This window comes from Wenxinia saemankumensis, from assembly GCF_900141735.1.
GTDB classification, from domain to species: Bacteria; Pseudomonadota; Alphaproteobacteria; order Rhodobacterales; family Rhodobacteraceae; genus Wenxinia; species Wenxinia saemankumensis.
On sequence record NZ_FQYO01000002.1, the window covers coordinates 182393 to 206433 of the forward strand.

Genomic DNA, 24041 nt, shown 5'->3' on the forward strand with positions numbered 1-24041 from the left:
CGACGTCTGATCATTCGAGGATTTCGTCGGCGCCCACGCCCCAGAGCGCCTCCTTGGGCACCCAGCCGCGATAGCCGCCGGCCGCGATCCGGCACCAGTCGGGCTGGCATTCCTCGATCCGCGCGACGACGCCGAGCTGGACCTGCGCGGCGGCGGGCGCGCCCTCCTCGGGGCGGGCGAGGAGGGGCAACATGTCGCGGTCCACGATCACCGTCCTCACGCCGGAGAGCAGCGAGTAATGGACCCATCCGCCCAGCCCTTCGCGGTCGACGACGCGGCGCCAATGGCCGTATTCGGCGACGATCTGCAGCGGCATGTCGCGCCGCAGAAAGACCCAGTCGATCCGGTGCGACAGCGACGGGCCGCGCCGCACGTTCGCCTCCGACGTCTTGAGCGAGACGAAACGGGGCAGCGGCAGGTTCGTCTCGGGTCCGACCACCGGGCCGCCGGGGGCGGCGACGGGCGTCACCTCGGTCGGGCGGATCGGGGGAGCGGCGATCCCGGTCCCGGCCGCCTCCTCGCGCGCCCCGGCTTCGGCCTCGGCCGCGCGGGCGGCCTCGAGCGTGGCGACGGTCAGGGTGGCGGGGCGGATCTCTGGGCGGAGCGGCGCGCGGTCCTGCGCCGGGGCGGGGCCGGCCGCGGCCAAGGCGAGGACCAGCGCGGCGATCCCCGGGGCGGACCTCCCCTTCGCCCGCGCCGGGCGCGTGCCGATGCGTCGGGTCATGCTGCCGCCTCCGATTCCGGGTGGGGCCTTCCGGCGATCCGCCAGCCCCGTCCTGCCGCCACGCCGCCACCGGTTCTTGTGCCGGGGCCCGCGTTTCGGCACCTTGCTCCCGCGCGTGGCGGAACGACAAGGCGGGAGGATCGCGGGAATGGCGCAGACACGCCTGAGTGTGGTCGTGACGCGACGGTTGCCGGCGCCGGTCGAGGCGCGGATGGCCGAGCTGTTCGACGCGCGCCTGCGCGGCGACGACGCCCCGATGACGCGGGACGAGATGGCCGAGGCCCTGCAGGAGGCAGACGTGCTGGTGCCCACGATCCGCGACCGGATCGACGCCGGGCTGCTGGCGGGGGCGGGGCCGCGGCTGAAGCTGATCGCCAGCTACAGCGCGGGGGTCGACCATGTCGACCTGGCGGCGGCGCGGGCGCGTGGGGTACTGGTCTCGAACACGCCGGGGGTCCTGACCGAGGACACGGCCGACATGACGATGGCGCTGATCCTCGCCGTCACCCGCCGCATCCCCGAGGGGCTGGCGATGATGCAGGAGGGCCGGTGGGAGGGCTGGTCCCCGACCGCCATGCTGGGCGGGCGGATCGCGGGGCGCGAACTCGCGATTCTCGGCATGGGGCGGATCGGGCAGGCGGTGGCCCGGCGGGCGCGGGCCTTCGGGATGCGGATCGGCTACCACAACCGCCGCCGCCTGCGGCCCGAGATCGAGGCCGAGCTGGGCGCCCGCTGGTGGGAGAGCCTCGACCAGATGGTCGCGCAGGCCGACGTGCTGAGCATCAACTGCCCGCACACGCCCTCGACCTACCACCTGATCAATGCGCGGCGGCTGAAGCTGATGAAGCCGCACGCGGTCGTGGTGAACACGAGCCGGGGCGAGGTGGTGGACGAGAACGCCCTGACCCGGGGGCTGCGCGCGGGCGAGATCGCGGGGGCGGGGCTCGACGTCTACGAGAACCGGGCCGAGATCAATCCGCGGCTGCGGCGGATGCCGAACGTCGTCCTGCTGCCGCATATGGGATCGGCCACGGTCGAGGGGCGGATCGAGATGGGCGAGAGGGTCATCGTCAACATCCGCGCCTTCCAGGACGGGCTCTGTCCGCCGGACCTCGTCGTGCCGGGCCAGGGGTGAGCGGGACGGGGCCGGGCACGCGGGGGGCGGTCGCCCTGCGACCGGCGGTCCCCGCCGACGTGCCGGCCCTCGCGGCGTTGCATGTCGCGGTCTGGCGCGAGACCTATGCCGGTCTCGCCCCGGCCGGGATCCTGGCGCAGATCGACCTGCCGCGGCGCGTGGCGCAATGGGAGGCCGTCCTGGCGGCGGCGGAGCATGGCTCGGGCGTCGTGCTGGCCGAAGCCGGGGGCGCCCTCGCCGGCTTCGTCTCATGGGGGGCGCCCCGGCACGGCCCGCTGCGGGGCGCGCGCGAGATCCACACCCTCTACGTGGCGGCGGGGCATCGGCGCGCGGGGCTGGGGCGGCGGCTCCTGTCCTTCGCCTTCGACGCGATCCGGCAGGCGGGGCCGCTGGCCATCGGCCTCGCCGTGCTGGACGGGAACGCCGCCGCCCGCCGCGCCTATGCCGCGCTGGGCGGCCGCGAGATCGACGTGGTGACCGATCCCGGCCCCCTGTGGCGGTCGCGGGACGTGATCGTGCTGTGGGACGCGGACACCCCGCTCAGAGCGTGAGGACCACCGATCCCGTCGTCTGCCGCGATTCCAGCGCGCGGTGCGCCTCGGCCACCTGTTCGAGAGGGTAGCGGGCGCCGATCTCGATCTCCACGTCCCCGCTCCCGACCTTGTGGCAGAGCTGGCGCGCCATCGCCTGGCAGGTCTCGTGATCGGCGATATGGGTGAAGAGCGTCGGCCGCGTGACGAAGAGCGACCCCTTCTGCCCCAGCGTCGCGATGCTGAAGGGCGGGACCGGCCCCGAGGCGTTGCCGAAGGAGATCATCGTGCCGAGCGGGCGCAGGCAGTCGAGCGAGCCGTCGAACGTGTCCTTGCCGACGCCGTCGATCACCGCGTCGACGCCGCGCCCGCCGGTCAGATCCCTGACGCGGGCCACGAAGTCCTCCGACCGGTAGTCGATGCAGGTCTCGGCGCCCGCCGCCTCGGCCCGGGCGCATTTCTCGGGGCCGCCGGCGGTGCCGATGACGCGGATGCCCTCGGACCGGGCCCATTAGCAGGCGATCAGCCCGACCCCGCCCGCCGCGGCATGGAGCAGGATCGTGTCGCCCGCCTTCAGCGGAACGGTGCGATGAAGCAGGTACTGCACCGTCAGGCCCTGCAGCATCATCGCGGCGCCGGTCTCGAAATCGATCGCGTCCGGCAGCGGGCAGACCTGCGCCGCCGGCATCACGCGGGCATCGCAATAGGCGCCGGGCGGCTGGCTGGCATAGGCGGCGCGGTCCCCCGTCTTGAGATGGGCGACGCCCTCGCCCACGGCATCGACCACGCCGGCCGCCTCCATCCCCAGGACCAGCGGCATCTGCGCGGGATAGAGGCCCGAGCGGAAATATGTGTCGATGAAGTTGAGGCCGACGGCGCGGTGGAGGATGCGGATCTCCCCCGGGCCGGGATCGCCGATCTCGGCCGTCGCGGCCTCGATCGCCTCGGGGCCGCCGGGGGCGCGGATCAGCATCTGGCGGGTGTGCATGGGTATTTCCCCTCTCTGGTCGCGGTGGGAGGTATTCCGCCGGGACAGGGGGGCAAACCGGAACCCGGCCCGGCGGGACGGCGTTTTTCCGGCAGACACCAGAGGGGCCGACGAGGGCCCGTCCAGCATTCAGGAGGCAGTCATGAACAGCGACCAGATGAAGGGCAAGTGGAAGGAACTCAAGGGCCAGGCGCAGCAGCGCTGGGGTGACCTTACCGATGACGAGCTCGACCGCGCCGATGGCCGGCAGGAAGAGCTCGAGGGGTTGATCCAGCAGCGCTACGGCCGCACCAAGGAAGAGGCGCGGCGCGAGGTCGAGGACTGGCAGCGCAGCCTCTGACCCCCTTGCGCGACCGGCACGCGGGGCCGTCCTTCGGGGCGGCCCTTCGTCGTTCGGGGGCTGCCGCGCCCGGCCTTTCGCGGGATCCCCCGGTTCGTCGGCGCACCCGCCGCGTAGACGGCGACGGGCGGCGCCTCGCCGGCACCTATCGGCCGATCACGTCGCCCGCCCTGCGCCGGCCGGCCGCTTCAGCGCACGCACACGCCTGTGCCGGGCCGGGCCCCATCGGCCGCGCGCGCGGGTGTCGCACCGCCCGCGTCGCAATCGCGCGCCAACGTGTCGCCCGCCGATTTCCGCGCCCGCCCGATCCCTGCAATGTGGCCCCGTCATGCCCATCCGCTGCCGGGAGCCGCGCCCATGTCCGACCTCAAGACCCATGTCCGCGCGCTCGTCGTCGGCGGCGGCGCCGTGGGAACCTCGATCGCCTACCATCTCGCCAAGGCGGGCTGGGACACGATGCTGCTGGAGCGGGACGAGCTGACCTCGGGCTCGACCTGGCACGCGGCGGGGCTGCTGCCGCTCTTCAACATGAGCTATGCGACCACCCACATCCACAAGTACAGCGTCGATTTCTACAAGACGCTGGAGGCCGAGACGGGGCTCGATGCCGGCTTCTACGTGGTCGGCAACCTGCGGATGGCGCAGACCGACGACCGCATGGACGAGTACATGCTCTATTCCTCCGTCGCCGAGACGGCGGATGTCTACCACGAGTTCCTGTCTCCGAAGGAGATCAAGGACCGCTGGCCGCTGGTCCGGACCGAGGATCTGAAGGGCGCGCTCTTCCACCCGCAGGACGGCTACATCAACCCCGCTGACGTGACGATGGCGATGGCCAAGGGCGCCCGCCAGCACGGCGCGACGATCGAGCGGCGCTGGCAGGTCGACGGCTACCGCTGGACCGGTGCCGAATGGGAGGTGACGGTCACGAAGATGGTCGAGAAGGGCGGCAACCTCGTCCCCTCCGACGAGCAGTCCGTGATCCATGCCGAGCATGTCGTGACCGCGACCGGCAACCACGCCCAGCGCACCGCGAAGCTGTTGGGGATCAAGATCCCCGCCATCGTGGTCGAGCACCAGTACATCGTGACCGAGCCCGACCCGGCGCTGGTCGAATGGCGGAACGCCGGCAATCCCCAGCATCCCGTCCTGCGCGATGCCGACGCCAAGTGGTATGTCCGCGAGGAGCGGGGCGGCTGGATCCTCGGCCCCTACGAGCGGGGCGCCCCCGCCCGGTTCGAATACGGCGTGCCGGACAGCTTCCGCGCCGACCTCTTCCCCCTCGATCTCGAGCGGATCGAGGAGGAATACATGGCGATGATCCACCGCATCCCGACCTCCGAGACGGTGGGCCTCAAGGACGATTTCAACGGCCCGATCTGCTACACGCCCGACGGCAACCCGCTGGTCGGCCCCGCGCCCGGCCTGCGCAACATGTGGCTGGCGGAGGGCTTCTCCTTCGGGATCACCGCCGCCGGCGGCACCGGCCACTACCTCGCCCAGATGATGACGCAGGGCGAGGCCGAGATCGACATGGCCAGCCTCGACCCCAAGCGCTACGGCAGCTGGATGACGACCGAATACGGCGCCCGCAAGAACGAGGAGGCCTACGAGCACGTCTTCATCCTCCACCACCCCGACGAGGAGCGCGAGGCCTGCCGGCCGCTGCGCACCGCCCCGGTCTACGACCGGCAGAAGGCGCTGGGCGCCCAGTTCGGGCAGGTGAACGGCTGGGAGCGGCCGAACTATTACGGCCCTGCCGGAGCGCCGGAGGATTACGACCACCATGCGCGCTCCTTCCGCCGGGCGTCCTGGTGGACCTTCGCCAGGGAGGAGGCGACGGCGCTGCGCGAGAGCGCGGGCCTGATCGACGCGACCGCCTTCGCCAAGCACTGGGTGACGGGGCCGGGCGCGACCGCCTTCGTCGACTGGTTCACAACCAACAGGCTGCCGAAGGTCGGGCGGATCAATCTGACCTACGCCCTGACCGAGACGGGGACGACCCGCACCGAATACACCGTGGTCCGGCTGGCCGAGCAGCATTACTACCTGATCTCCGCCGGCGCCTGGGCCGCCTATGACGGCGATTACCTGCGCAAGGCGGCCGAGGATTTCATGGGCAGGGGCGGCGGCTGGGTCTCGATCCAGGACGTCACCACCGCCTGGGGCGTCTTCGCCCTCGCCGGGCCGAACAGCCGCGACATCCTCAAGCGGCTGATCCGCGATCCCGACCCGGCGACCGCCCTCAGCAACAAGCGCTTCCCCTGGCTCTCGGCCCGGGACATCGAGCTCGGCATGGTCCCCGTCACCGCGATCCGCGTGGCCTATACCGGCGAGCTGGGATGGGAGCTGCACCACCCGATCGAGATGCAGACCCGCCTGTGGGATCAGCTGATGCAGGCGGGCGAGGGGCTGGGGCTGCGGCTCGTCGGCGCGCGCGCCCAGAACTGGCTGCGGCAGGAGAAGTCCTACCGCGCCTTCGGCAACGAGCTCGGCCGCGACGCGACGCCGCTCGAGGCGGGGCTCGACCGCTTCGTCGATCTGTCGAAGGAGTTCCACGGCAAGGCCGCGATGCAGGAAAAGGGCTTGCGGTCGATGTGCGTGACGGTGCTGATCGACGGCCCCGCCGATGCCGATCCCTGGGGCAAGGAGGCGCTGTTCGACGAGACCGGCACGACCCGTCTCGGCCGCCTCACCTCGGGCGGGTATTCGGTCGCCTTCGGCAAGCAGATCGGCATGGGCTACGTCCCGGTCGACAAGGCGGCGGTGGGCACGAAGCTGAAGGTCCGCATGTTCCGCCAGACCTACGACGCCGTCGTGGTCGAGGATTCGCCCTACGATCCCCAGAATGCCCGGATTCGGCAGGACGGCTAGACGACGGGGCCGATGCGGGGCGGGCGGGTGCCACCCAGCCTGCGGCGGGGACGGGCTCCGGGGTGGGTGCAACCCACCCTACGATCCATGACGCCGGCCCCGTAAGGCGGGTTGCACCCATTCCCGCGACGCCCGGCCCTTCCCGAACCGCCCGGGGCGGGTGCGACTCCCCGGCTCACCCGAACCGCTCGGAAGGGGGGCGACCCACCCTCCGATCCGCGACGTCGGCCCCGTAGGGTGGGTCGCACTCACCCCCGCGGCACCCGGTCCTGCCCGAACCGCCCGGGAGGGGCGCGACCCACCCTCCGATCCGCGAGGCCGGCCCCGTGGGGGGGTGCACCCACCCCCGCGGCACCCGGTCCTGCCCGAACCGCCCGGGAGGGGCGCGACCCGCCCCGCGGGATCGGACCGATCGATTCTGGATCAGCCTTCGCGGCGGTGCCGCCAGCGCCGCGCCAGCAGCTCGAACCGGCGGCGCAAGCGGATCGTCGCGGCCGTCACCGGCCCCTGCAGGATCGGCAGGTCGATGGCGAGCAGGAACAGCCCAAGCGGGATCATCCACAGCCCGAAGACCGGCAGGATCGCGAGGAAGCCGCCGGCGATGAAGAGCAGGGCCAGCGGCACCCGCACCATCCACCAGCCGCGCCGCCGGATGCGCTGCACCGGCCCCCGCAGGAAGGGAAGGGTGCGATAGAGGCTCTCGAACTGGCGGTCGAACCGGCGGCGCAGCAATTCGCGCCGGTTGGCGATCTCGACAGCGCGGGGCTGGCCGGGGCTGGACGGGGGGGCGGCGGTCATCATGGGGCACTTGAGCGCGAAACGTCGAAAGTTCAAGCGCCCGGGAAGGCCTCCGGTTCCGGCAGGGCTCGGACCCGCGCCGCGAAGGCGCGCGCCTCCGCCGGGGCCCTGCCCAGCTGCGCCTCGGGGCGGAACAGCGCGCCGATGTCGAGCTGCGGAAAGCGGGCCCCGGCAAGCTCGGCCAACGATCCCGCCCCGCCCGCGACCTCGGCGCAGAGCGCCCTGACCGCGTCCTGCGCCTCGGGGCGGGGCATCTGCCGGGCGAGGGCGAAGCTCAGCGCCTCGGCATGGATCAGCCCGCCCCCGGCGGCGATCGCCGCGCGCATCGCGTCAGGCCGGGGCGCGATCCCCTCGGCCAGGTCGCCCGCGACCGCCAGCGATCGCGCTAGCCCCATGAGCACCTGCGGCAGTACCATCCACTCGGTCATCCAGGCCGCGCCGTCGCGCTGCTGACGGTGCAGCTGCGCCCCCTGCAGCGCCGCGTCCAGCGCGGTACCGGTCCGCGCCAGCGCCACGAGCAGCGAAGGCATGACCGGGTTGCGCTTCTGCGGCATGGTCGAGGAGCCGCCGGTGCCGGGCAGGGCGACCTCCTCGATGCCGGACTGCGTCAGCAGCAAGAGGTCCTCGCCCATGCGCCCGGTCGCCCCGGTCACCCGCCCCGCCCAGGCCGAGAGGGCGGCGATACCGTCGCGCTCGGCATGCCAGGACCGGCCGGGATCGACGAGACCCAGCGCCGCCGCGAGCCCGGCCCGGACATCCGGCCCCGCCTCGCCCATCGCCGACAGCGTGCCCGCCGCCCCCGAGAGCGACACGCGCAGCACCCGGGCGCGCAGGGCCGGCATCTCGTCCCGCGCCGCCAGGAGAGGCGTGCCCCAGGAGGCGGCCATCGCGCCGAACCCGGTCACCGTCGCCGCCTGCCCGTAGGTGCGGCCGGCCATCGGGGTCTCGGCATGCATCCCGGCCAGCCGGGCCAGGCCCCCGAGCACCCGGTGGAGCCCCGCCTCCGCCAGCGCCAGCGCCTGCCGGAGCCGCAGCGCCAGAGCGGTGTCGACGATGTCCTGCGACGTCGCGCCGTAATGCAGCCAGGCGGCATGGTCCGGCGCCTGCATCTCGGTCCGGAAGGCGGCGACCAGGGCGGGGACGGGAACCGCGCTTCGCCCCGTCTCGCGCGCGAGGCCGCCGGGGTCGATCTGCAGCTCCAGGGCGGCGCGGTGGATCGCGTTCCCGGCCGTCTGCGGGATCAGGCCGAGATCCCCCTGCACCTTGGCCAGCGCGCCTTCCACGATCATCATCGCCCGCAGCTCGGCCGTATCCGAAACGAGGCGCGCCATGTCCGGCGCGCCGAACAGCCCGGCATAGAGAGCGCTGTCGTAGACCGAGGCGGACATGGCCTAGCCCTCCGCGATGGTGTGCAGGATGTCGGCCAGGGTCCCGGGATCCGACAGGAACGGCGAATGCGCGCTCTCCATGTCGAAGACCGTTCCCTGCGGCCAGCCTTCCGTCATCTCGTCCTGGAAGGCGGGCGGAATCGTCCGGTCCTGCCGGCACCGGATGTAGGATCGGGGCAGGGCGGGGGACCGCCGCAGGTCCAGCGCCGTTTCCTGCGGCAGGATCGCCTGCGGGCAGAGCCGCTCCACCGCCGCCCGGGCGACCGCTTCCGGCACGTCGTGGTAGAAACGGTCGATGGCGAGGTCGGGGTCGACGGTGAAGGCGATGCGCCCCGCATCCACCCGGATCGCGTCCAGCAGCGGCTGCGAGGGGGCCGCGCGGCGCATGTCGGCGAGGCTGTGTCCGTCCCGGGGCACATAGGCGCAGAGATAGACCAGCCGGGCGATCCGCTTGGGCACCAGCTCGGCCGCCGCCGTGATCGGGTAGCCGCCCATGGAGTGACCGACGAGGATCGTGCCGGGCTCCACGGCGGCGGCGACCGCGCGGGCATAGAGATCCAGCGTCACCTCGGCCGGCGGGGTGGGCTCCGCGCCGTGCGATGGCAGGTCGATCGCGCGCGCGGCATGGCCCCGCGCCTCCAGCACGGAGATCAGCCGCTCCCAGCACCAGGCACCGTGGCACGAGCCGTGGACCAGCAGGAACCGCGCCATCACAGATGGCCCGTCGCGTCCAGGAACCCGGTCAGCAGGGCGGCATAGGCCTCCGGCGCCTCGACCGGGGGCAGGTGCCCCGCGCCGCGCATCAGCTCGAACCGCGAGCCGGGCACGAGGTCGACCGTCTCGCGGACGAGGTCGGGCGGCGTCGCCCCGTCCTCGCTGCCCGCGATGCCGAGCACCGGCAGCCGCAGCCCCGAGGTCGGCGTCAGGAAGTCGGTCCCGGCGATGGCGGCACAGCAGCCGCAATAGCCCTCCACCGTGGTGGAGAGCAGCATCTCGCGCCAGGGCGCGACCGCGTCCGACCGGCGGAACCCGCGCGAGAACCAGCGGTCCAGGATCCCGTCCGCCAGCGGCTCCAGCCCGTGCCGCCGCACGGCGGCGATCCGGTCCTCCCACAGCGCCTTGGTTCCGATCCGGGCGGCGGTGTTCGACAGGACGAGCGCGCGGACGAGGTCCGGCCGCTTCACCGCCAGCCCCTGGGCGATCATCCCGCCGATCGACAGGCCGGCGAAGACCGCGTCGCGCGTTCCGGTCGCCTCCATCACCGCCTCGGCATCCGAGACGAGCGCCCCCATCGCGTAGGGCGCGGGCGGAGCCGAGGAGCGCCCGTGCCCGCGCTTGTCCCAGCGGATCACCCGCAACCCCGGCGGAAGGTGCGGCAGCACCGCGTCCCAGAGCGCCAGATGCGTCCCCAGCGAATTGGCAAGGACGAGGGAGGGGGCGCCTGGATCGGCGGATCCGTCGATGCGGAGGACATGCAGGCGGACATCGCCGCGCGGGACGGTCAGGTCGGGCATGGGCCGGGACGAAAGCCCGGTCATGCGGCCCTTGTCAATCGGTCCGGACCCCAGGGGGCGCGGCGATGACCGAGCCGGGCCCGCCGCCGCTCGCACGTCCGGGCACCCTGCGGGTACCGGATACCCCGGATCGCCACCCACCGCCGTCCTGCGCGGGCGGCGATGCGGCCCCGCGCGCGGACCGGACGGGCCGTCACTCCGACGCGATCAGCGTTCCCAGGATCTCCATCGCGCTGTCGGAGGACCAGTCGGCCTCGCCCTGCAGCCGCGCCAGCTCGTTGCCCTCGCGGTCGAGGATCACCGTGACCGGCAGGCCGAGCACGCCCATCGACCGGGCCAGCTGCTGGCGCGGATCGGTGTGAAGCGGCAGGTTGTCCACGCCGATCTCGTCGAAGAACTCCACCATGCCCTGCGGCGAGTTCCGCCCCGTGGCGATGGTCAGGACCTCGAACGCCTCGCCGCCCAGCTCGGATTGCACGGCCGAGAGGGTCGGCATCTCCTCGCGGCAGGGCGCGCACCAGGTCGCCCAGAAGTTCACCAGCACGACCTTGCCCGCATAGTCGCCCAGCGTCGCGGTGCCGCCCTCCTCCAGCTCGAAGGCCTCGTCCAGCGCGGCGGCGGCGGCCTCCGAATGGACCGCGAGCTTGAGCATGTCGCCCTGCCGCAGGTCGGCGATGTCCGGCGCCGCGCCCTGGGCGAGTGCGCCGTTGGACAGGGAAACGAGCCCCGTATAGAGAGCCAGAGCCGCGAGACGCATCGTCAATTCCTTTTCCTCGTCCGAAGGGACCGCCCCCGTCATGACCGACCAGCCCGAGCAGACGTCCAACACCATGTGGGGCGGGCGCTTCGCCGCCGGGCCCGACGCGATCATGGAGGCGATCAACGCCTCGATCGGCTACGACCGGCGGCTCGCCCGGCAGGACATCGAGGGCAGCCGCGCCCACGCCGCCATGCTGGCGAGCGTCGGCATTCTCACGGATAGTGACGCGGACGCCATCCGGGAAGGGCTTCTCACCGTCTTGTCAGAGATCGAGGGCGGACAGTTCGACTTCAAGCCGGCGCTCGAGGACATCCACATGAACGTGGAGGCCCGGCTGAAGGAGGTCGTGGGAGAGCCCGCGGGCCGCCTCCACACCGCCCGGTCGCGCAACGACCAGGTGGCGACCGACTTCCGGCTCTGGGTGCGCGACCAGTGCGACGCGGCCGAGACCGGGCTGGTCGCGCTGCAGAAGGCCCTGCTTACCCAGGCCGAGGCGGGGGCGGATATGGTCATGCCCGGCTTCACCCACCTGCAGGTCGCCCAGCCCGTGACCTGGGGCCATCACATGATGGCCTATGTCGAGATGCTGGGCCGGGACCGGGGCCGATTTGCCGATGCCCGGCGCCGCCTGAACGAGAGCCCGCTCGGCGCCGCCGCGCTGGCCGGCACGTCCTTCCCCATCGACCGCCACATGACGGCCGGGGCGCTGGGCTTCGACGCGCCGATGGCCAATTCGCTCGACGCCGTCTCGGCCCGGGATTTCGCGCTGGAATTCCTGTCGGCCTCCGCGATCTGCGCCGTCCACCTGTCGCGCCTCGCGGAGGAGATCGTGATCTGGTCGACCGCGCAGTTCCGTTTCGTGGCCCTCTCCGACCGCTGGTCCACCGGCTCGTCGATCATGCCGCAGAAGAAGAACCCCGACGCGGCCGAGCTGCTGCGGGCCAAGATCGGCCGCATCCTCGGCGCCGCCGTCGGCCTGTTCACCGTGATGAAGGGGCTGCCGCTCGCCTATTCCAAGGACATGCAGGAGGACAAGGAACAGGTCTTCGACGCGGCCGACACGCTGATGCTCTCGCTCGCCGCGATGACGGGCATGGTCTCGGACATGGCGCCGAACGCGGACGCGCTGCGCGCCGCCGCCGCCACCGGCTTCTCGACCGCGACCGACCTCGCCGACTGGCTGGTGCGCGAGCTGAACCTGCCCTTCCGCGAGGCGCATCACGTCACCGGCAGTCTCGTCGCCCTGGCCGAGCGCAAGGGCTGCGACCTGCCGGACCTGACGCTGGAGGACATGCGCTCCGCGCATGAGGGGATCACGGAAGGCGTCTTCGATGTGCTCGGCGTCGAGAATTCCGTCGCCTCGCGCCGGTCCTACGGGGGCACCGCGCCCGATCGCGTGCGCGAGCAGATCGCCGCCTGGCGGGAGCGCCTGGGATGAGCGCCCGGCCCCCCCTTCGCAGGGTCCGCAAATACCGTCCCCGGGGGCCGCTGGCGACGGCGCTGGGCCTGCTCGCGCTCCTCGCCGCCTGCGGCGTCGAGGATCCGCCCGAGCCGCCGAATCCGCCCCACGCCCTGCCCGAAACGGGCTTCTGACCGGCCGGAGCCGGTGCCCCCCGGGCCTGGGCCGGAGGATGGCGGCATCCCGATCCGCCGGGGTGCCGGACCGGGCCCCGGGGCGGATCGGCGACGGTGCCCCGGGCAGGCCCCGCCCCGGCCCCGAGCCGAGCCGCCGCGGGGCGGCGTGCCGTTGGGGGTGGGCGGACAAGCGGCGCCCCGGCCCGTCCCGCCCCCTCGCAATTCCCGGCCGATCGGATAAGACACGCCCGGCGACAGACACCGGGGATCGCGATGGATCACTTTCTCTACAGGGACGGCCTCCTCCATGCCGAGGACGTGCCGCTGGACGACATCGCGGCGACGGTCGGCACGCCGGCCTACGTCTATTCGCACGCCACGCTGCTGCGGCACTTCACCCTGTTCGACGAGGCGCTGGCGGGGATGCCGCATCTCGTCTGCTACTCGGTCAAGGCCAGCTCGAACCTCGCCCTTCTCTCCATTCTGGCAGAGGCCGGCGCCGGCATGGACGTGGTGTCCGAGGGCGAGTACCGCCGCGCCCGCGCGGCCGGCGTGCCGGGCGAGCGGATCGTCTTCTCGGGCGTCGGCAAGACCAGGCCCGAGATGCGCACCGCCCTGGAGGGCGGGATCCGCCAGTTCAACCTCGAGAGCGAGCCCGAGATGCGCGCGCTCTCGGAGGTGGCGGTCTCGCTCGGGGTCGAGGCGCCGGTGACGATCCGCGTCAATCCCGATGTCGATGCCCGCACCCATGCCAAGATCTCGACCGGCAAGTCCGAAAACAAGTTCGGCATTCCCATCGCCCGCGCGCGCGAGGTCTATGCCGAGGCGGCGAAGCTACCGGGTCTGCGGGTCGTCGGGATCGACGTCCATATCGGCTCGCAGCTGACCGAGCTGGAGCCCTTCGAGACCGCCTACCGCAAGGTGGCGGAGCTGACGGCGGCCCTGCGCGCCGATGGCCATGCAATCGACCGTCTCGACCTCGGCGGCGGTCTCGGCATTCCCTACGAGCGGTCGAACAGCGCCCCGCCACTGCCGGTGGAATACGGCGAGGTGGTGAAGCGGACGGTCGGCCAACTGGGCTGCGAGATCCAGATCGAGCCGGGCCGCCTGATCGCGGGCAATGCCGGGATCCTGCTGTCGCGGGTGGTCTACGTGAAGCAGGGCGAGGGGCGGGACTTCCTGATCCTCGACGCCGCGATGAACGACCTGATCCGCCCGGCCATGTACGACGCCTGGCACGACATCGTCCCGGTGGCGGAACCGGCGGCGGGCGCCGAGACCCGGCCCTACGACGTGGTCGGACCGATCTGCGAGAGCGGCGACACCTTTGCGAAGGGACGGCCGATGTCCCCCCTGCGCGAGGGCGACCTCGTCGCCTTCCGCTCGGCCGGGGCCTACGGCGCGGTGATGTCGAGCGAATACAATTCCCGCCTGCTCGCGCCCGAGGTGCTCGTCCGCCGGGATCACTTTGCGGTCATCCGTCCGCGGCCGAGCTTTGACGACATGCTCGCCCGCGATAGGGTGCCGGAATGGATCTGAGGGTCGACGCGATCCGACGGTCCTGCGGAACCGGACGGTGATCCGCCCTTCGCCCGCCCGCCGGGCCGCCAGACCGGGACAGACACCCTGACCGAGCAGACAGACCCGAAGACCGAGATCCCCCTGCCGGAGGCCGTGCGGGCCGAGATCGCCTGGCCGATCCGGATCACCCGGGCCGGCATGGTGGCCGAGCGCGCCTCGCGCGCCTTCTGGCCCGTGGTCGCCCTGGTCATGGCGAGCGCGGCGATCCTGCTCTTCGGCTGGCACGAGGCGATGCCGCTCGAGGCGCTCTGGGCGCTGGCGGTCGTTGTCGGCCTCGGCACGATCGTCGCGCTCGTCCGGGGGGCGATGCGCTTTCGCTGGCCGTCGGAGGGCGCGGCGATCGCCCGGATCGACGCGAGCCTGCCGGGCCGTCCGCTCGCCGCCATCGCCGACCTGCAGGCCACGGGGCGCGGCGACGCCGCCTCCGAGGCCGTCTGGGCCGCCCACCAGCAGCGCATGGCCGCCCGCGCCCGGGCCGCCCGGCCCGTCGATCCCGACCTGCGGCTCGCCGCGCGCGATCCCTACGGCCTGCGCTACATGGCGCTGCTGCTCTTTGTCACGGGCCTGCTCTTCGGCTCGATCTGGCGGATCGGCTCGGTCGCCGACATCGCCGCCGGGGCCGGCCCCGGCCAGGCCGTCGCCACCGGCCCCGTCTGGGAAGGGTGGATCGAGCCGCCCGCCTATACCGGCAAGCCGACGCTCTACCTCGCCGACCAGCCGGAGGGACGGCTCGACGTGCCGCAGGGCTCCGAGATCGCGCTGCGCCTCTACGGCGAGGCGGGCGACCTCACCGTCTCGCAGGCCGTGACCGCCGAGGCGGCCGAGCCGAGCGCCGAGGCCCAGCAGAGCCTGCTCGTCCGGCGGGACGGCCCGCTCGCCATCGAAGGGCCGGGCGGCGCCGCCTGGGACATCGTCGTCGTGCCCGATGCCGCGCCCGCCGTCGCCCTGTCCGGCCCGGTCGAGGCCGAGGCGACGGGCCAGATGGCCCAGCCCTTCACCGCGACGGACGATTACGCCGTCGTCGCCGGCCGCGCCGTGATCGAGCTGGATCTCGGCGCGGTGGATCGCCGCTTCGGCCTCGCCGCCGAGCCCGGCCCGCAGGAGCCGGTGGTGATCGACTTGCCGATGCCGTTCTCGGGCGACCGCACGGAGTTCTCGGAAACGCTGATCGACGATTTCTCGCAGCACCCGCTGGCCAACCTGCCGGTGACGATGACGCTCACCGTGGCCGACGATGCGGGGCAGGAGGGGACGACGGGCCCGGTCGAGATGATCCTGCCCGGCCGCCGCTTCTTCCAGCCGATCGCCCGCGCGGTGATCGAGCAGCGCCGCGACCTGATGTGGTCGCCGGACAATGCCCGCCGGGTGACGCAGATGCTGCGGACGGTGGCCTACGAGCCCGAGGGCTTCTTTCCCAATGAGCTGACCTATCTCAAGCTCTCCTTCGCGATCCGTCAGCTCGCGGCGGATCTGGACGATGACGGTGCGCTGACCGATGCGACGCGCGACGAGGTGGTGCAGGCGCTCTGGGATCTGGCCGTGCAGCTCGAGGAGGGGACGCTCGCCGATGCCCGCGCCCGGCTCGAACGCGCGCAGGAGCGGCTGGAAGAGGCGATGCGCAATGGCGCCTCCGACGAGGAGATCGCCGAGCTCATGCAGGAGCTGCGCGAGGCCACGAACGACTACATCCGCATGCTGGCCGAGCAGAACCGGGGCCAGGAGGACGGCACGGACCAGCCCGACATGAGCCAGAACATGCAGGAGCTGGGCGCCGACCAGCTGCAGCAGATGATGGACGAGATCCAGCGCCTCATGGAAGAGGGCCGGATGGCCGAGGCGATGGAGCTGATGCAGCAGCTCGACCAGATGATGGAGAACCTGCAGGTCACCGAGGGGCAGGGCCAGGGACAGGGCCAGCAATCGATGGAGGACCTTGCCGACACGTTGCGCGAGCAGCAGGAGCTGTCCGACGACGCCTTCCGGCAGCTGCAGGACGAGTTCAACGGCCGCCCCCCGCAGGGCGATCAGGGGCAGCCGCAGGACGGTCAGCAGCCCGGGCAGCAGCCCGGGCAGGGCCAGCCGCAGCCGGACCAGCCCTTCGGCCCGCAGCCGGGGCAGGATTCGGGCCAGCAGCCGGGCGACGGTCAGCAGGGCCAGAACCAGGGCGGCCAGGGATCCGGCCAGCAGCCGCAGGGCCGGCAGGGCCAGGTCCAGTCGCCGGGGGACCAGCCCGGTCAGGGCGGCCGTCAGGACGGGCAGGGCCGGGGCGGCGAGGGCAGCCTCGCCGACCGCCAGCAGGCTCTGCGCGACGAGCTGAACCGTCAGCGCGGCAACCTGCCCTCGCTCTCGGGCGAGGCGGCCGACGAGGCGGGCGAGGCGCTCGACCGGGCCGAGGGCGCGATGGACGAGGCCGAGGGCGCCCTGCGCGAGGGCGATACCGCCCGTGCCATCGACCGCCAGTCCGAGGCGCTGGACGCGCTGCGCGACGGGCTACGCAATCTCGGCGAGGCGCTGGCCGACAACCGCGACCAGCAGCAGCCGGGCCAGGGCGAGGCACGGGGCAACGCGCAGGGCCGGCTCGAGCCGCAGCGCCGCGACCCGCTGGGCCGCGAGTTCGGCAATTCGGGGCAGATGGGCACCGAGCAGGAGATGCTGCAGGGCGAGGACGTCTATCGCCGGGCGCAGGAGCTGCTGGACGAGCTGCGCCGCCGCTCGGGCGAGCAGTCCCGGCCCGAGGACGAACGCGACTACCTGCGCCGCCTGCTCGAGCAGTTCTGACCGGGGCGAGGCCCCCGGAAGCGCGTTCGCCTCTCGAGCCTCGCGACGGAACGCCCGTCGCCGGACCGGCCGGCTCGACCCCCGATCGTCCTTTCCCCGCCGCCCCGGGCCCGCCCCCCATCGCAATCCGGGGCGCGGCGCATATCTCCGTCACGGACACGAACGACAGGAGGTGACCGACATGGCACTGCGCATCAACGACGAGATCCCGAACCTCACCGTCCAGACCGACATGGGCGAGATCCGTCTGCACGACTGGATCGGCGACAGCTGGGCGATCCTGTTCTCGCACCCCAAGGACTTCACCCCCGTCTGCACGACCGAGTTCGGCGCCGTGGCGCAGCTCTCGGACGAGTGGGAGAAGCGGGGGACCAAGGTCCTCGGCATCTCGGTCGACGGGGTCGAGGATCACAAACGCTGGAAGGGCGACATCGAGAAGGCCGGCGGCGCGACGCCGAACTTCCCGATCGCGGCCGATACGGAGCTCGAGATGTCCAAGGCCTTCGACATGCTGCCGGCCGAGGCCTATCTCCCCGACGGGCGGACCCCGAACGACACCGCGACGGTGCGCGTCGTCTTCATCGTCGGGCCGGACAAGAAGCTGAAGCTGTCCATGACCTACCCGATGAACGTGGGCCGCAACTTCGCCGAGGTGCTGCGCGCGCTCGACGCGCTGCAGCTGGCGAACGGCAAGGGCGTGGCGACGCCCGCGAACTGGCAGGCCGGTCAGGACGTGATCATCCCGGCCACCCTCTCGGACGAGGATGCGCGCGCCAAGTTCGGCACGTTCGACACCGTCCTGCCCTACCTGCGCAAGACGAAGCAGCCGGCCTGATCCGGCGCCCCGCCGGTGGACCGGTCCACCGGCGGGAGCCCCGGCGCGGTGTCATCCCAGCCGGTGGATCGTCACTGCGCGAGGCGGCGCCCCGGGCGGGTCGCCTATATCCGGCGCTGCGAGCCGCGCGACCGGCCGCAGCGCGGATCCGGGCAGACCGGCGCGCCCGATATCGCCGACATAGATCGTCGCGCCGGCCAGCTGGGCCCGGCGCAGATAGGCCAGCACGCGCAGCCCCAGCGCGGTGTCGTAGAAGGTGTCGCCGACCAGCACGACCTCGTCGTCGCGCGCGGGGCCGGAGAGGACGTCTCCGGTCGTCCCGACCTCCACCCCGTTCAGGCCGGCATTCAGCCAGGTCGCCGCCTCGGCCATCGGGTCGATGTCGGAGGCGGTGACCCGCGCGGCCCCGGACCGCGCCGCGGCGATGGCCACGAGCCCCGATCCCGCGCCGATGTCGAGGACGCGGCGCCCGGCCACGCGCCCCGGTTCGGCCATCAGCCAGGCGGCCATGCCGATGCCGCCGGGCCACGGATGGGCCCAGTAGGGATAGGGCTGCACCCGCCCCGTCAGCCGGCCGAGCCGGGCGAGGTCGCTGCGCGCATGCGCGCGCCAGATCCGCAGGCCGCCTGTTCCCGCGATCTCCTCCACCCGCAGCTCACGGGCGATGAAGGCCGTCCTGTCCCCGAAATCGAAGGCCAAGCGGGCCGGTCCCCCGTGCGGTCAGGCGACGACGACGCGCGTGCCGATCGGCACCCGGTCGTAGAGATCGATCATGTGCTCGTTGATCATCCTGACGCAGCCGGACGAGAAGCTGCGCCCGATCGTCCAGGGCTGCGGCGTGCCGTGGATGCGGTAGAGCGTGTCCCGCCCGCCCTGGTAGAGATAGAGCGCGCGCGCCCCCAGCGGGTTGCGCGGATGGCCGCCCGGCAGACCGCCGGCGGATTGCGCGTAGATATGCGGCTCCTGCCGGATCATGTTCGCCGTCGGCGTCCAAGAGGGCCATTCCGCGCGCCGCCGGATCACCGCCTCGCCCCGGAAATTGCGTCCGGCGGCCCCGACCGCGATCTTGTAGCGGCGGGCGATCCGCGGCGCGGTCACGTAGTAGAGCCAGGTATTGGCGATATCGACATGGATCACGCCCGGCGTTGCATCCGCGGAGAGCGCGACATCCGTCGGCAGGAACTCCCTCGGGATGACGACGACCTGCTCGGATTGGGCAAGGGCCGGTGCGGCGAGGGCACTCGCGGCGAGGGCGCCGAGCACGGCGCGGCGGGTGGGGCGGTCGATCGGCATGTCGCACTCCGGCTGTTCGCGTCGGGTGGAGCCTATCACGGCCGCGATGCCGCAGACGTTAACGCCGGCGTGACCTCGCGGTCCGCCGGCGCGACTGTGGTGCCCGGGACCCGCCTCAGGTGAAGCGGTTGTAGAGATAGACCTGCGCCCCGACCGGAACCCGGTTGTAGAGATCGACGATGTACTCGTTCGTCAGACGGGCGCAGCCGTTCGACACGGCGCGCCCGATCGTGGCGGGCGCGTTGGTGCCGTGGATCCGCAGGTAGGTGTCGCGGCTGCCGGCGAAGAGATAGAGCGCGCGCGCCCCGAGCGGGTTGTTCGGCCCGCCCGGCATGCCGTCGGCATATTGCTCGTAGGCCTCCGGGTCGCGCTCGATCATGTCGGGCGTCGGTGTCCAGGAGGGCCATTCCGCCTTGCGCCCGACGCGGAAGCTGCCGCTCTCGTAGAGGCCGCGGCGGCCGATGCCGACGGCGTAGCGGATCGCGCGGCCCGGCTCGGGCAGCGTCCAGTAGAGGCGGAAGCGGTTCGGGTCGACATGGATCTCGCCCGGGCCGATCCCCTCGGCCACGTTCACCAGGGTCGGGGCCAGCGGGTCGCTGCTCGGCGTGATCCCGTACTGGTCCGCCAGCGGCGCGGCCTCGCCGTCGGGCGAGACGGTGATCTCGAGCGGGCCGGGATCCGCGACGTCCTGCGCGCGGGCGGCCCCCGCGGCGGCGGCCATGGCCGAGGTCCAGAGGAAATGGCGTCGGGTCAGCATCGGTCTCTCCGATCGAATCAGGAGGGCCGCACGCCCGGGGGCGGGGCCAGTTTCCCCGAGGAGATAGAGCGGCCCGGCGACGCCTTCAATCGCAGCGGCGCCGCTCGCGCGATCGTGGTGGGCGAGAGGGGGGCTGGGCGAGACGGGGGGGCAGGGGCTATGTCCCGGCCCATGGCCTCCGACCGCCCCCTGTCCCGCCGCCTGGTCCGGCTTGCCGCGCTCGCCGCCGGACCGGCCCGGGCGCACCGCGCCGATCTGTGGCCGGGCCTGCGGATCGAGGGGGAGCGGATCCTCTGGCGCGGCGCGCCCCTGCCGATGGCGCGGCCGCCCACGTCGCTGCTGCCGCGATCCGTGCCGCTGGCGGTCATCGGGTCGGGGCCGTCGCTGCGGGGGCAGGACCTGTCCGCGCTGGAGCCGGGCACGGCGATCCTGTGCAACGGGGCGGCGAGCCTGGCGCCCCGTCTCGTTCCGGCGGCGGTGGCGGTGGAGGACGAACGCTTCGTTCACCGGCGCGGCGCCCTGATCGCGGAGCTGCCGCCCGGGATTCCCCTGCTGCTTTCGCCCGCTGCCCTGCGGGCGCTGCTGGCTCGGGGGATGGATGTCGAGGGGCGGCGGATCGGGCTGATCCGCGACCTGCGCAAGCCGCTGGGCGGGCGCCGGCGCGCCCTGTCCGATCCGTCGCTGGACGCGGTCGTGATCCGGGACCGGGCGGCCGCCCTGTCCACCGATCCCGATTGCGGCGTCGTGATCTGCGGCACGGTCGCGCTGTCGGCGCTGCAGATCGCGCTGGCGATACGGCCGCCGCGCGTCCTGCTGGCGGGGATCGACCTCGGCAATGCGGCGGAGCCCCGCTTCAACGAGACGGCCGGCGACCGGGCACCGTCGGGTCTCGCCGCGGGGATGGACCGCATTCTCGCCGGCTTCGCCCTCGCGTGGCGGCTGGCCGAGCGCCAGCGCACGGCCCTGGCCTGCGCCTCGCCCGTCTCGGCCCTCCTGGGGCTGGGGTACCCGTTCGACGACGCCCTCTCCCCGCCCCGGCCAGAGGAGTCCGGCCCGTGATCACCCGCATCGCCTTTCTCGCCGATCGCGGCTTCCTGCCGCCGACGCTGGTCGCGCTCGCCTCCGCCCTCGCGGCGGCCGGGTCCCCGGTCGAGGCGCATCTCGTCGGCTGGGATCTGGGCGCCGAGGGCCGCGCGGGGGCGGACCGGGTCGCGGCCCGCTGGCCGGGGCACCGGCTGGTCCATCACGACCTGCCCCGGGACTGGATCGGCGCGGCGAAGAGCCCGAAGCGGACGATCACGGTCACCGCCCTGGGCAAGCTGTTCCTGCCGCGGCTGATCGGGGGCCGCGTCCTCTATATCGACGGGGACGCGCTGGTGCGCTCGGATCTCGCGCCGCTGATGTCGTTGGACATGGGGGGGCGTCCCCTTGGCGGGGTGCCGGACTGGGTGGTGGCGCGGCGGGCGGCGCAGGGCCGGACGGACCGCATCGCCCATCTGCCCCGCGTGATGGGCGAGGCGTCCGCCATCGGTTACGTCAATTCGGGCGTGCTGCTCTACGACATGGACGCGATCCGCCCCGATGCGAAGCTGACCGCGCGGATGGAGGATCTTTCCGGCGCCGCGGGCTATCCAACCGTGGATCAGGACCGGATCAACGAGGTCTTCCGGGGCCGGATCGCGGCCCTCGACCCGGCCTGGAATGCCAGCTGGGGCCGGCTGTCCGCCCATCGCCGCAATATCGACCGGGCGGGCGGGGATCGACTTCTGCCCCAGCGGCGGGCCGCGATCCTGCATTTCCACGGGCCCGAGAAACCGTGGGGCCCGCTTTCGTCCAAGCTGGCGGGCAAGGGGCTGCGGGCGACGCTGGCCTACCGCGCCTTCCTCGCCCGGTTCGAGCGCTGGTTCCCCGATCTCGGCCCCCGGGCGGGCCGGGGCTGACCCCCGGAACGCAGAAAGGGCGCCCCGCGGGGCGCCCTTCCGGTCATTCGAAAAGGTGAGGGGCCTTACTCGGCCGTCTCTTCCTTCTTCAGCTCCTCGCCGGTCTCCTGATCGACCATCTTCATGGCGAGGCGGACCTTGCCACGATCGTCGAAGCCCAGCAGCTTGACCCAGACCTCCTGGCCTTCCTTCAGCACGTCGGAGGGGTGGTTCAGGCGCCGGTTCTCGATCTGGCTGACATGGACGAGGCCGTCCCGCTTGCCGAAGAAGTTCACGAAGGCGCCGAAATCGACCAGCTTCACGACCGTGCCGCGGTAGATCTTGCCCTCTTCCGGCTCCGCCACGATCGAATGGATCATGTCGTAGGCCTTCTGGATGGCCTCGCCGTTCGGGGAGGCGATCTTGATTACGCCGTCGTCGTTGATGTCGACCTTGGCGCCGGAGACTTCCACGATCTCGCGGATGACCTTGCCGCCCGAGCCGATGACTTCGCGGATCTTGTCGGTCGGGATCTGCATCGTCTCGATCCGGGGCGCGTGAACGCTGAACTCGCCCGTGCCCGAGCGCGCCTTGTTCATCTCGCCGAGGATGTGCATCCGGCCTTCCTTCGCCTGGGCGAGGGCGGTCTTCATGATCTCGGGCGTGATGCCCTGGACCTTGATGTCCATCTGCAGCGAGGTGATGCCGTTCTCGGTGCCCGCGACCTTGAAGTCCATGTCGCCGAGGTGATCCTCGTCGCCGAGGATGTCGGTCAGGACCGCGAAGTCGCCGTCCTCTTCCAGCACCAGGCCCATGGCCACGCCGGCCACCGCCGATTTCAGCGGAACGCCCGCATCCATCATGGCCAGCGAGCCGCCGCAGACCGACGCCATCGAGGACGAGCCGTTGGATTCGGTGATCTCGGAGACGAGGCGGATCGTGTAGGGGAAGTCGGTCGCCGGCGGCAGCACCGCCTGCAGCGCGCGCCAGGCCAGCTTGCCGTGGCCGATCTCGCGGCGGCCGGGGGATCCGACGCGGCCCACTTCGCCGACCGAGTAGGGCGGGAAGTTGTAGTGCAGCAGGAAGTTCGACTTGAACGTGCCGTGCAGCGCATCGATGAACTGCTCGTCATCGCCGGTGCCGAGCGTGGTCACGACCAGCGCCTGCGTCTCGCCCCGGGTGAACAGGGCCGAGCCGTGGGTGCGCGGCAGCAGGCCCGTCTCGGCCACGATCGGGCGGACCTGGTCGAGCGCGCGACCGTCGATGCGGCGCTTGTTCTTCACCACGTCGCCGCGCAGCACGGTCGATTCCAGCTTCTTCATGGCGGAACCGAGATTCGGATCCTCCAGCTGGTCCTCGGTCAGGCCGGCCTTGATGTCGGCCTTGGCCTGCGACACGGCGGCGACGCGCTGCTGCTTGTCGGTGATCGCGTAGGCGGCGCGCATCTTCTCCTCGCCCGCGGCCTTCACCGCCTCGTAGAGGGCGGAATAGTCCGGCGGCTGGAAGTCGAAGGGCTCCTTCGCGGCCTGCTCGGCCAGGTCGATGATGCAGTCGATCACCGGCTGGATCTGCTCGTGCGCGAAGGTCACGGCGCCGAGCATCTCGTCCTCGGTCAGCTCGTAGGCCTCGGACTCGACCATCATCACCGCGTCCTTGGTGCCCGCGACGACGAGGTCGAGGCGTTGGTCGGGGTTGGCGCGCAGGTCGTGCATGTCGTCGACGGTCGGGTTGAGGACGTACTCGCCGCCCTCGAAGCCGACGCGGCAGCCGGCGATCGGGCCCATGAAGGGCACGCCCGAAATCGTCAGCGCGGCCGAGGCCGCGATCATCGCGACGACGTCGGGATCGTTGACGAGGTCGTGGCTGAGCACGGTGCACATCACGAGCACCTCATGCTTGAAGCCGGGGACGAAGAGCGGGCGGATCGGGCGGTCGATCAGGCGCGCGGTCAGCGTCTCCTTCTCGGTCGGCCGGGCCTCGCGCTTGAAGAAGCCGCCGGGGACCTTGCCCGCCGCGTAGTACTTCTCCTGGTAGTGCACGGTCAGGGGGAAGAAGTCCTGTCCGGGCTTGAGCTCCTTGGCGAAGGTGACGTTGGCCATGACGGAGGTCTCGCCCAGCGTGGCGATGACCGTGCCGTCGGCCTGACGCGCGACCTTGCCGGTCTCCAGCGTGAGCGTTTCCTCGCCCCACTGGATGGATCTCTTAATTTCGTTGAACATCTGCATATCCTGTGTCGGGGAGCGCTCCCGGCC

General features: G+C 72.2%; 21 protein-coding genes and 1 pseudogene. 11 read left to right on the plus strand and 11 right to left on the minus strand.

The genetic code is table 11. The features are described 5' to 3' along the window. Positions 1-10: 10 nt before the first annotated feature. Positions 11-484 carry an SH3 domain-containing protein gene (locus BUE30_RS04660; protein ID WP_244526295.1) on the minus strand — a complete coding sequence of 158 codons (474 nt, stop codon included), beginning with the start codon at positions 482-484 and terminating at the stop codon, positions 11-13. Positions 485-872: 388 nt separating this feature from the next. Between BUE30_RS04660 and BUE30_RS04665 the strand changes: the two genes are divergently transcribed. Together BUE30_RS04665 and BUE30_RS04670 are read left to right on the plus strand one after the other, a co-directional pair. Then, complete coding sequence (locus tag BUE30_RS04665) at positions 873-1859, plus strand: 2-hydroxyacid dehydrogenase (protein WP_073326708.1); 987 nt, start codon at positions 873-875, stop codon at positions 1857-1859. Positions 1860-1918: 59 nt separating this feature from the next. Continuing rightward, the gene (locus BUE30_RS04670) at positions 1919-2410 is read left to right on the plus strand and encodes a GNAT family N-acetyltransferase (RefSeq protein ID WP_170865611.1); all 492 of its coding nucleotides are present in this window, start codon (positions 1919-1921) and stop codon (positions 2408-2410) included. On the opposite strand, the pseudogene BUE30_RS04675 reads toward BUE30_RS04670, so the two are convergent. Beyond that, positions 2400-3362 (minus strand): annotated as a pseudogene (locus BUE30_RS04675) (quinone oxidoreductase family protein). The gene BUE30_RS04670 and the pseudogene BUE30_RS04675 sit on opposite strands and share 11 nt — an antisense overlap. A gap of 157 nt (positions 3363-3519) precedes the next feature. Here BUE30_RS04675 and BUE30_RS04680 point away from each other — a divergent pair. After that, a complete protein-coding gene (locus tag BUE30_RS04680) occupies positions 3520-3717 on the plus strand; it encodes a CsbD family protein (protein ID WP_073326710.1) in 198 nt (65 codons plus the stop codon). A 357-nt stretch (positions 3718-4074) separates the two neighbouring features. Beyond that, entirely contained in the window at positions 4075-6591 is a 2517-nt protein-coding gene (locus tag BUE30_RS04685; protein WP_073326711.1) for a GcvT family protein, read from the plus strand. Between the two features lie 423 nt (positions 6592-7014). Here the strand turns inward: BUE30_RS04685 and BUE30_RS04690 are convergent, their stop codons facing one another. From BUE30_RS04690 to BUE30_RS04710, 5 genes are all read right to left on the minus strand, one after another. Beyond that, on the minus strand, positions 7015-7389 hold the full coding sequence (locus BUE30_RS04690; protein WP_073327646.1) for a hypothetical protein: 375 nt from the start codon (positions 7387-7389) through the stop codon (positions 7015-7017). 32 nt (positions 7390-7421) lie between these two features. Then, positions 7422-8777, minus strand: a complete 1356-nt coding sequence (locus tag BUE30_RS04695; protein WP_073326712.1) for a lyase family protein — start codon at positions 8775-8777, stop codon at positions 7422-7424. A 3-nt stretch (positions 8778-8780) separates the two neighbouring features. Then, the gene (locus BUE30_RS04700; protein ID WP_073326713.1) at positions 8781-9488 is read right to left on the minus strand and encodes an alpha/beta fold hydrolase; all 708 of its coding nucleotides are present in this window, start codon (positions 9486-9488) and stop codon (positions 8781-8783) included. After that, positions 9488-10315, minus strand: coding sequence for a 3-oxoadipate enol-lactonase (gene pcaD, locus BUE30_RS04705; RefSeq protein ID WP_425303918.1), 828 nt, complete (start codon positions 10313-10315; stop codon positions 9488-9490). Before pcaD ends, BUE30_RS04700 begins: the two co-directional genes overlap by 1 nt. 169 nt (positions 10316-10484) lie before the next feature. After that, the gene (locus BUE30_RS04710; protein ID WP_073326715.1) at positions 10485-11048 is read right to left on the minus strand and encodes a TlpA disulfide reductase family protein; all 564 of its coding nucleotides are present in this window, start codon (positions 11046-11048) and stop codon (positions 10485-10487) included. A 40-nt stretch (positions 11049-11088) separates the two neighbouring features. Here BUE30_RS04710 and argH point away from each other — a divergent pair, with 40 nt between their 5' ends. From argH to BUE30_RS04730, 5 genes are all read left to right on the plus strand, one after another. Then, on the plus strand, positions 11089-12489 hold the full coding sequence (argH, locus tag BUE30_RS04715; protein WP_073326716.1) for an argininosuccinate lyase: 1401 nt from the start codon (positions 11089-11091) through the stop codon (positions 12487-12489). Beyond that, complete coding sequence (locus BUE30_RS17735; RefSeq protein WP_170865612.1) at positions 12486-12644, plus strand: hypothetical protein; 159 nt, start codon at positions 12486-12488, stop codon at positions 12642-12644. The genes argH and BUE30_RS17735 overlap by 4 nt, the downstream gene beginning before the upstream one ends. A gap of 255 nt (positions 12645-12899) precedes the next feature. Continuing rightward, entirely contained in the window at positions 12900-14165 is a 1266-nt protein-coding gene (gene lysA, locus BUE30_RS04720; protein WP_073326717.1) for a diaminopimelate decarboxylase, read from the plus strand. 135 nt (positions 14166-14300) lie between these two features. Next, entirely contained in the window at positions 14301-16985 is a 2685-nt protein-coding gene (locus BUE30_RS04725) for a DUF4175 domain-containing protein (protein WP_342068324.1), read from the plus strand. Positions 16986-17166: 181 nt separating this feature from the next. Further along, complete coding sequence (locus BUE30_RS04730; protein ID WP_073326718.1) at positions 17167-17820, plus strand: peroxiredoxin; 654 nt, start codon at positions 17167-17169, stop codon at positions 17818-17820. Between the two features lie 51 nt (positions 17821-17871). On the opposite strand, the gene BUE30_RS04735 is transcribed toward BUE30_RS04730, so the two are convergent. The 3 genes from BUE30_RS04735 to BUE30_RS04745 all read right to left on the minus strand — a co-directional run bounded on the left by BUE30_RS04735 (position 17872) and on the right by BUE30_RS04745 (position 19867). Then, complete coding sequence (locus tag BUE30_RS04735; protein ID WP_073326719.1) at positions 17872-18519, minus strand: class I SAM-dependent methyltransferase; 648 nt, start codon at positions 18517-18519, stop codon at positions 17872-17874. Between the two features lie 21 nt (positions 18520-18540). Next, positions 18541-19113 (minus strand): L,D-transpeptidase, encoded by a 573-nt coding sequence (locus BUE30_RS04740; RefSeq protein ID WP_073326720.1) that lies wholly within the window; start codon positions 19111-19113, stop codon positions 18541-18543. Positions 19114-19228: 115 nt separating this feature from the next. Beyond that, positions 19229-19867: a L,D-transpeptidase gene (locus BUE30_RS04745; protein ID WP_425303920.1), complete on the minus strand. Its 639-nt coding sequence runs from the start codon at positions 19865-19867 to the stop codon at positions 19229-19231. A gap of 162 nt (positions 19868-20029) precedes the next feature. Here BUE30_RS04745 and BUE30_RS04750 point away from each other — a divergent pair, with 162 nt between their 5' ends. Both BUE30_RS04750 and BUE30_RS04755 read left to right on the plus strand, forming a co-directional pair. Next, a complete protein-coding gene (locus BUE30_RS04750) occupies positions 20030-20929 on the plus strand; it encodes a glycosyl transferase (RefSeq protein WP_244526274.1) in 900 nt (299 codons plus the stop codon). Beyond that, the gene (locus BUE30_RS04755) at positions 20926-21810 is read left to right on the plus strand and encodes a glycosyltransferase family 8 protein (protein ID WP_073326722.1); all 885 of its coding nucleotides are present in this window, start codon (positions 20926-20928) and stop codon (positions 21808-21810) included. Before BUE30_RS04750 ends, BUE30_RS04755 begins: the two co-directional genes overlap by 4 nt. A gap of 65 nt (positions 21811-21875) precedes the next feature. Here the strand turns inward: BUE30_RS04755 and pnp are convergent, their stop codons facing one another. Then, the gene (pnp, locus tag BUE30_RS04760; RefSeq protein WP_073326723.1) at positions 21876-24008 is read right to left on the minus strand and encodes a polyribonucleotide nucleotidyltransferase; all 2133 of its coding nucleotides are present in this window, start codon (positions 24006-24008) and stop codon (positions 21876-21878) included. Positions 24009-24041 lie beyond the last annotated feature (33 nt).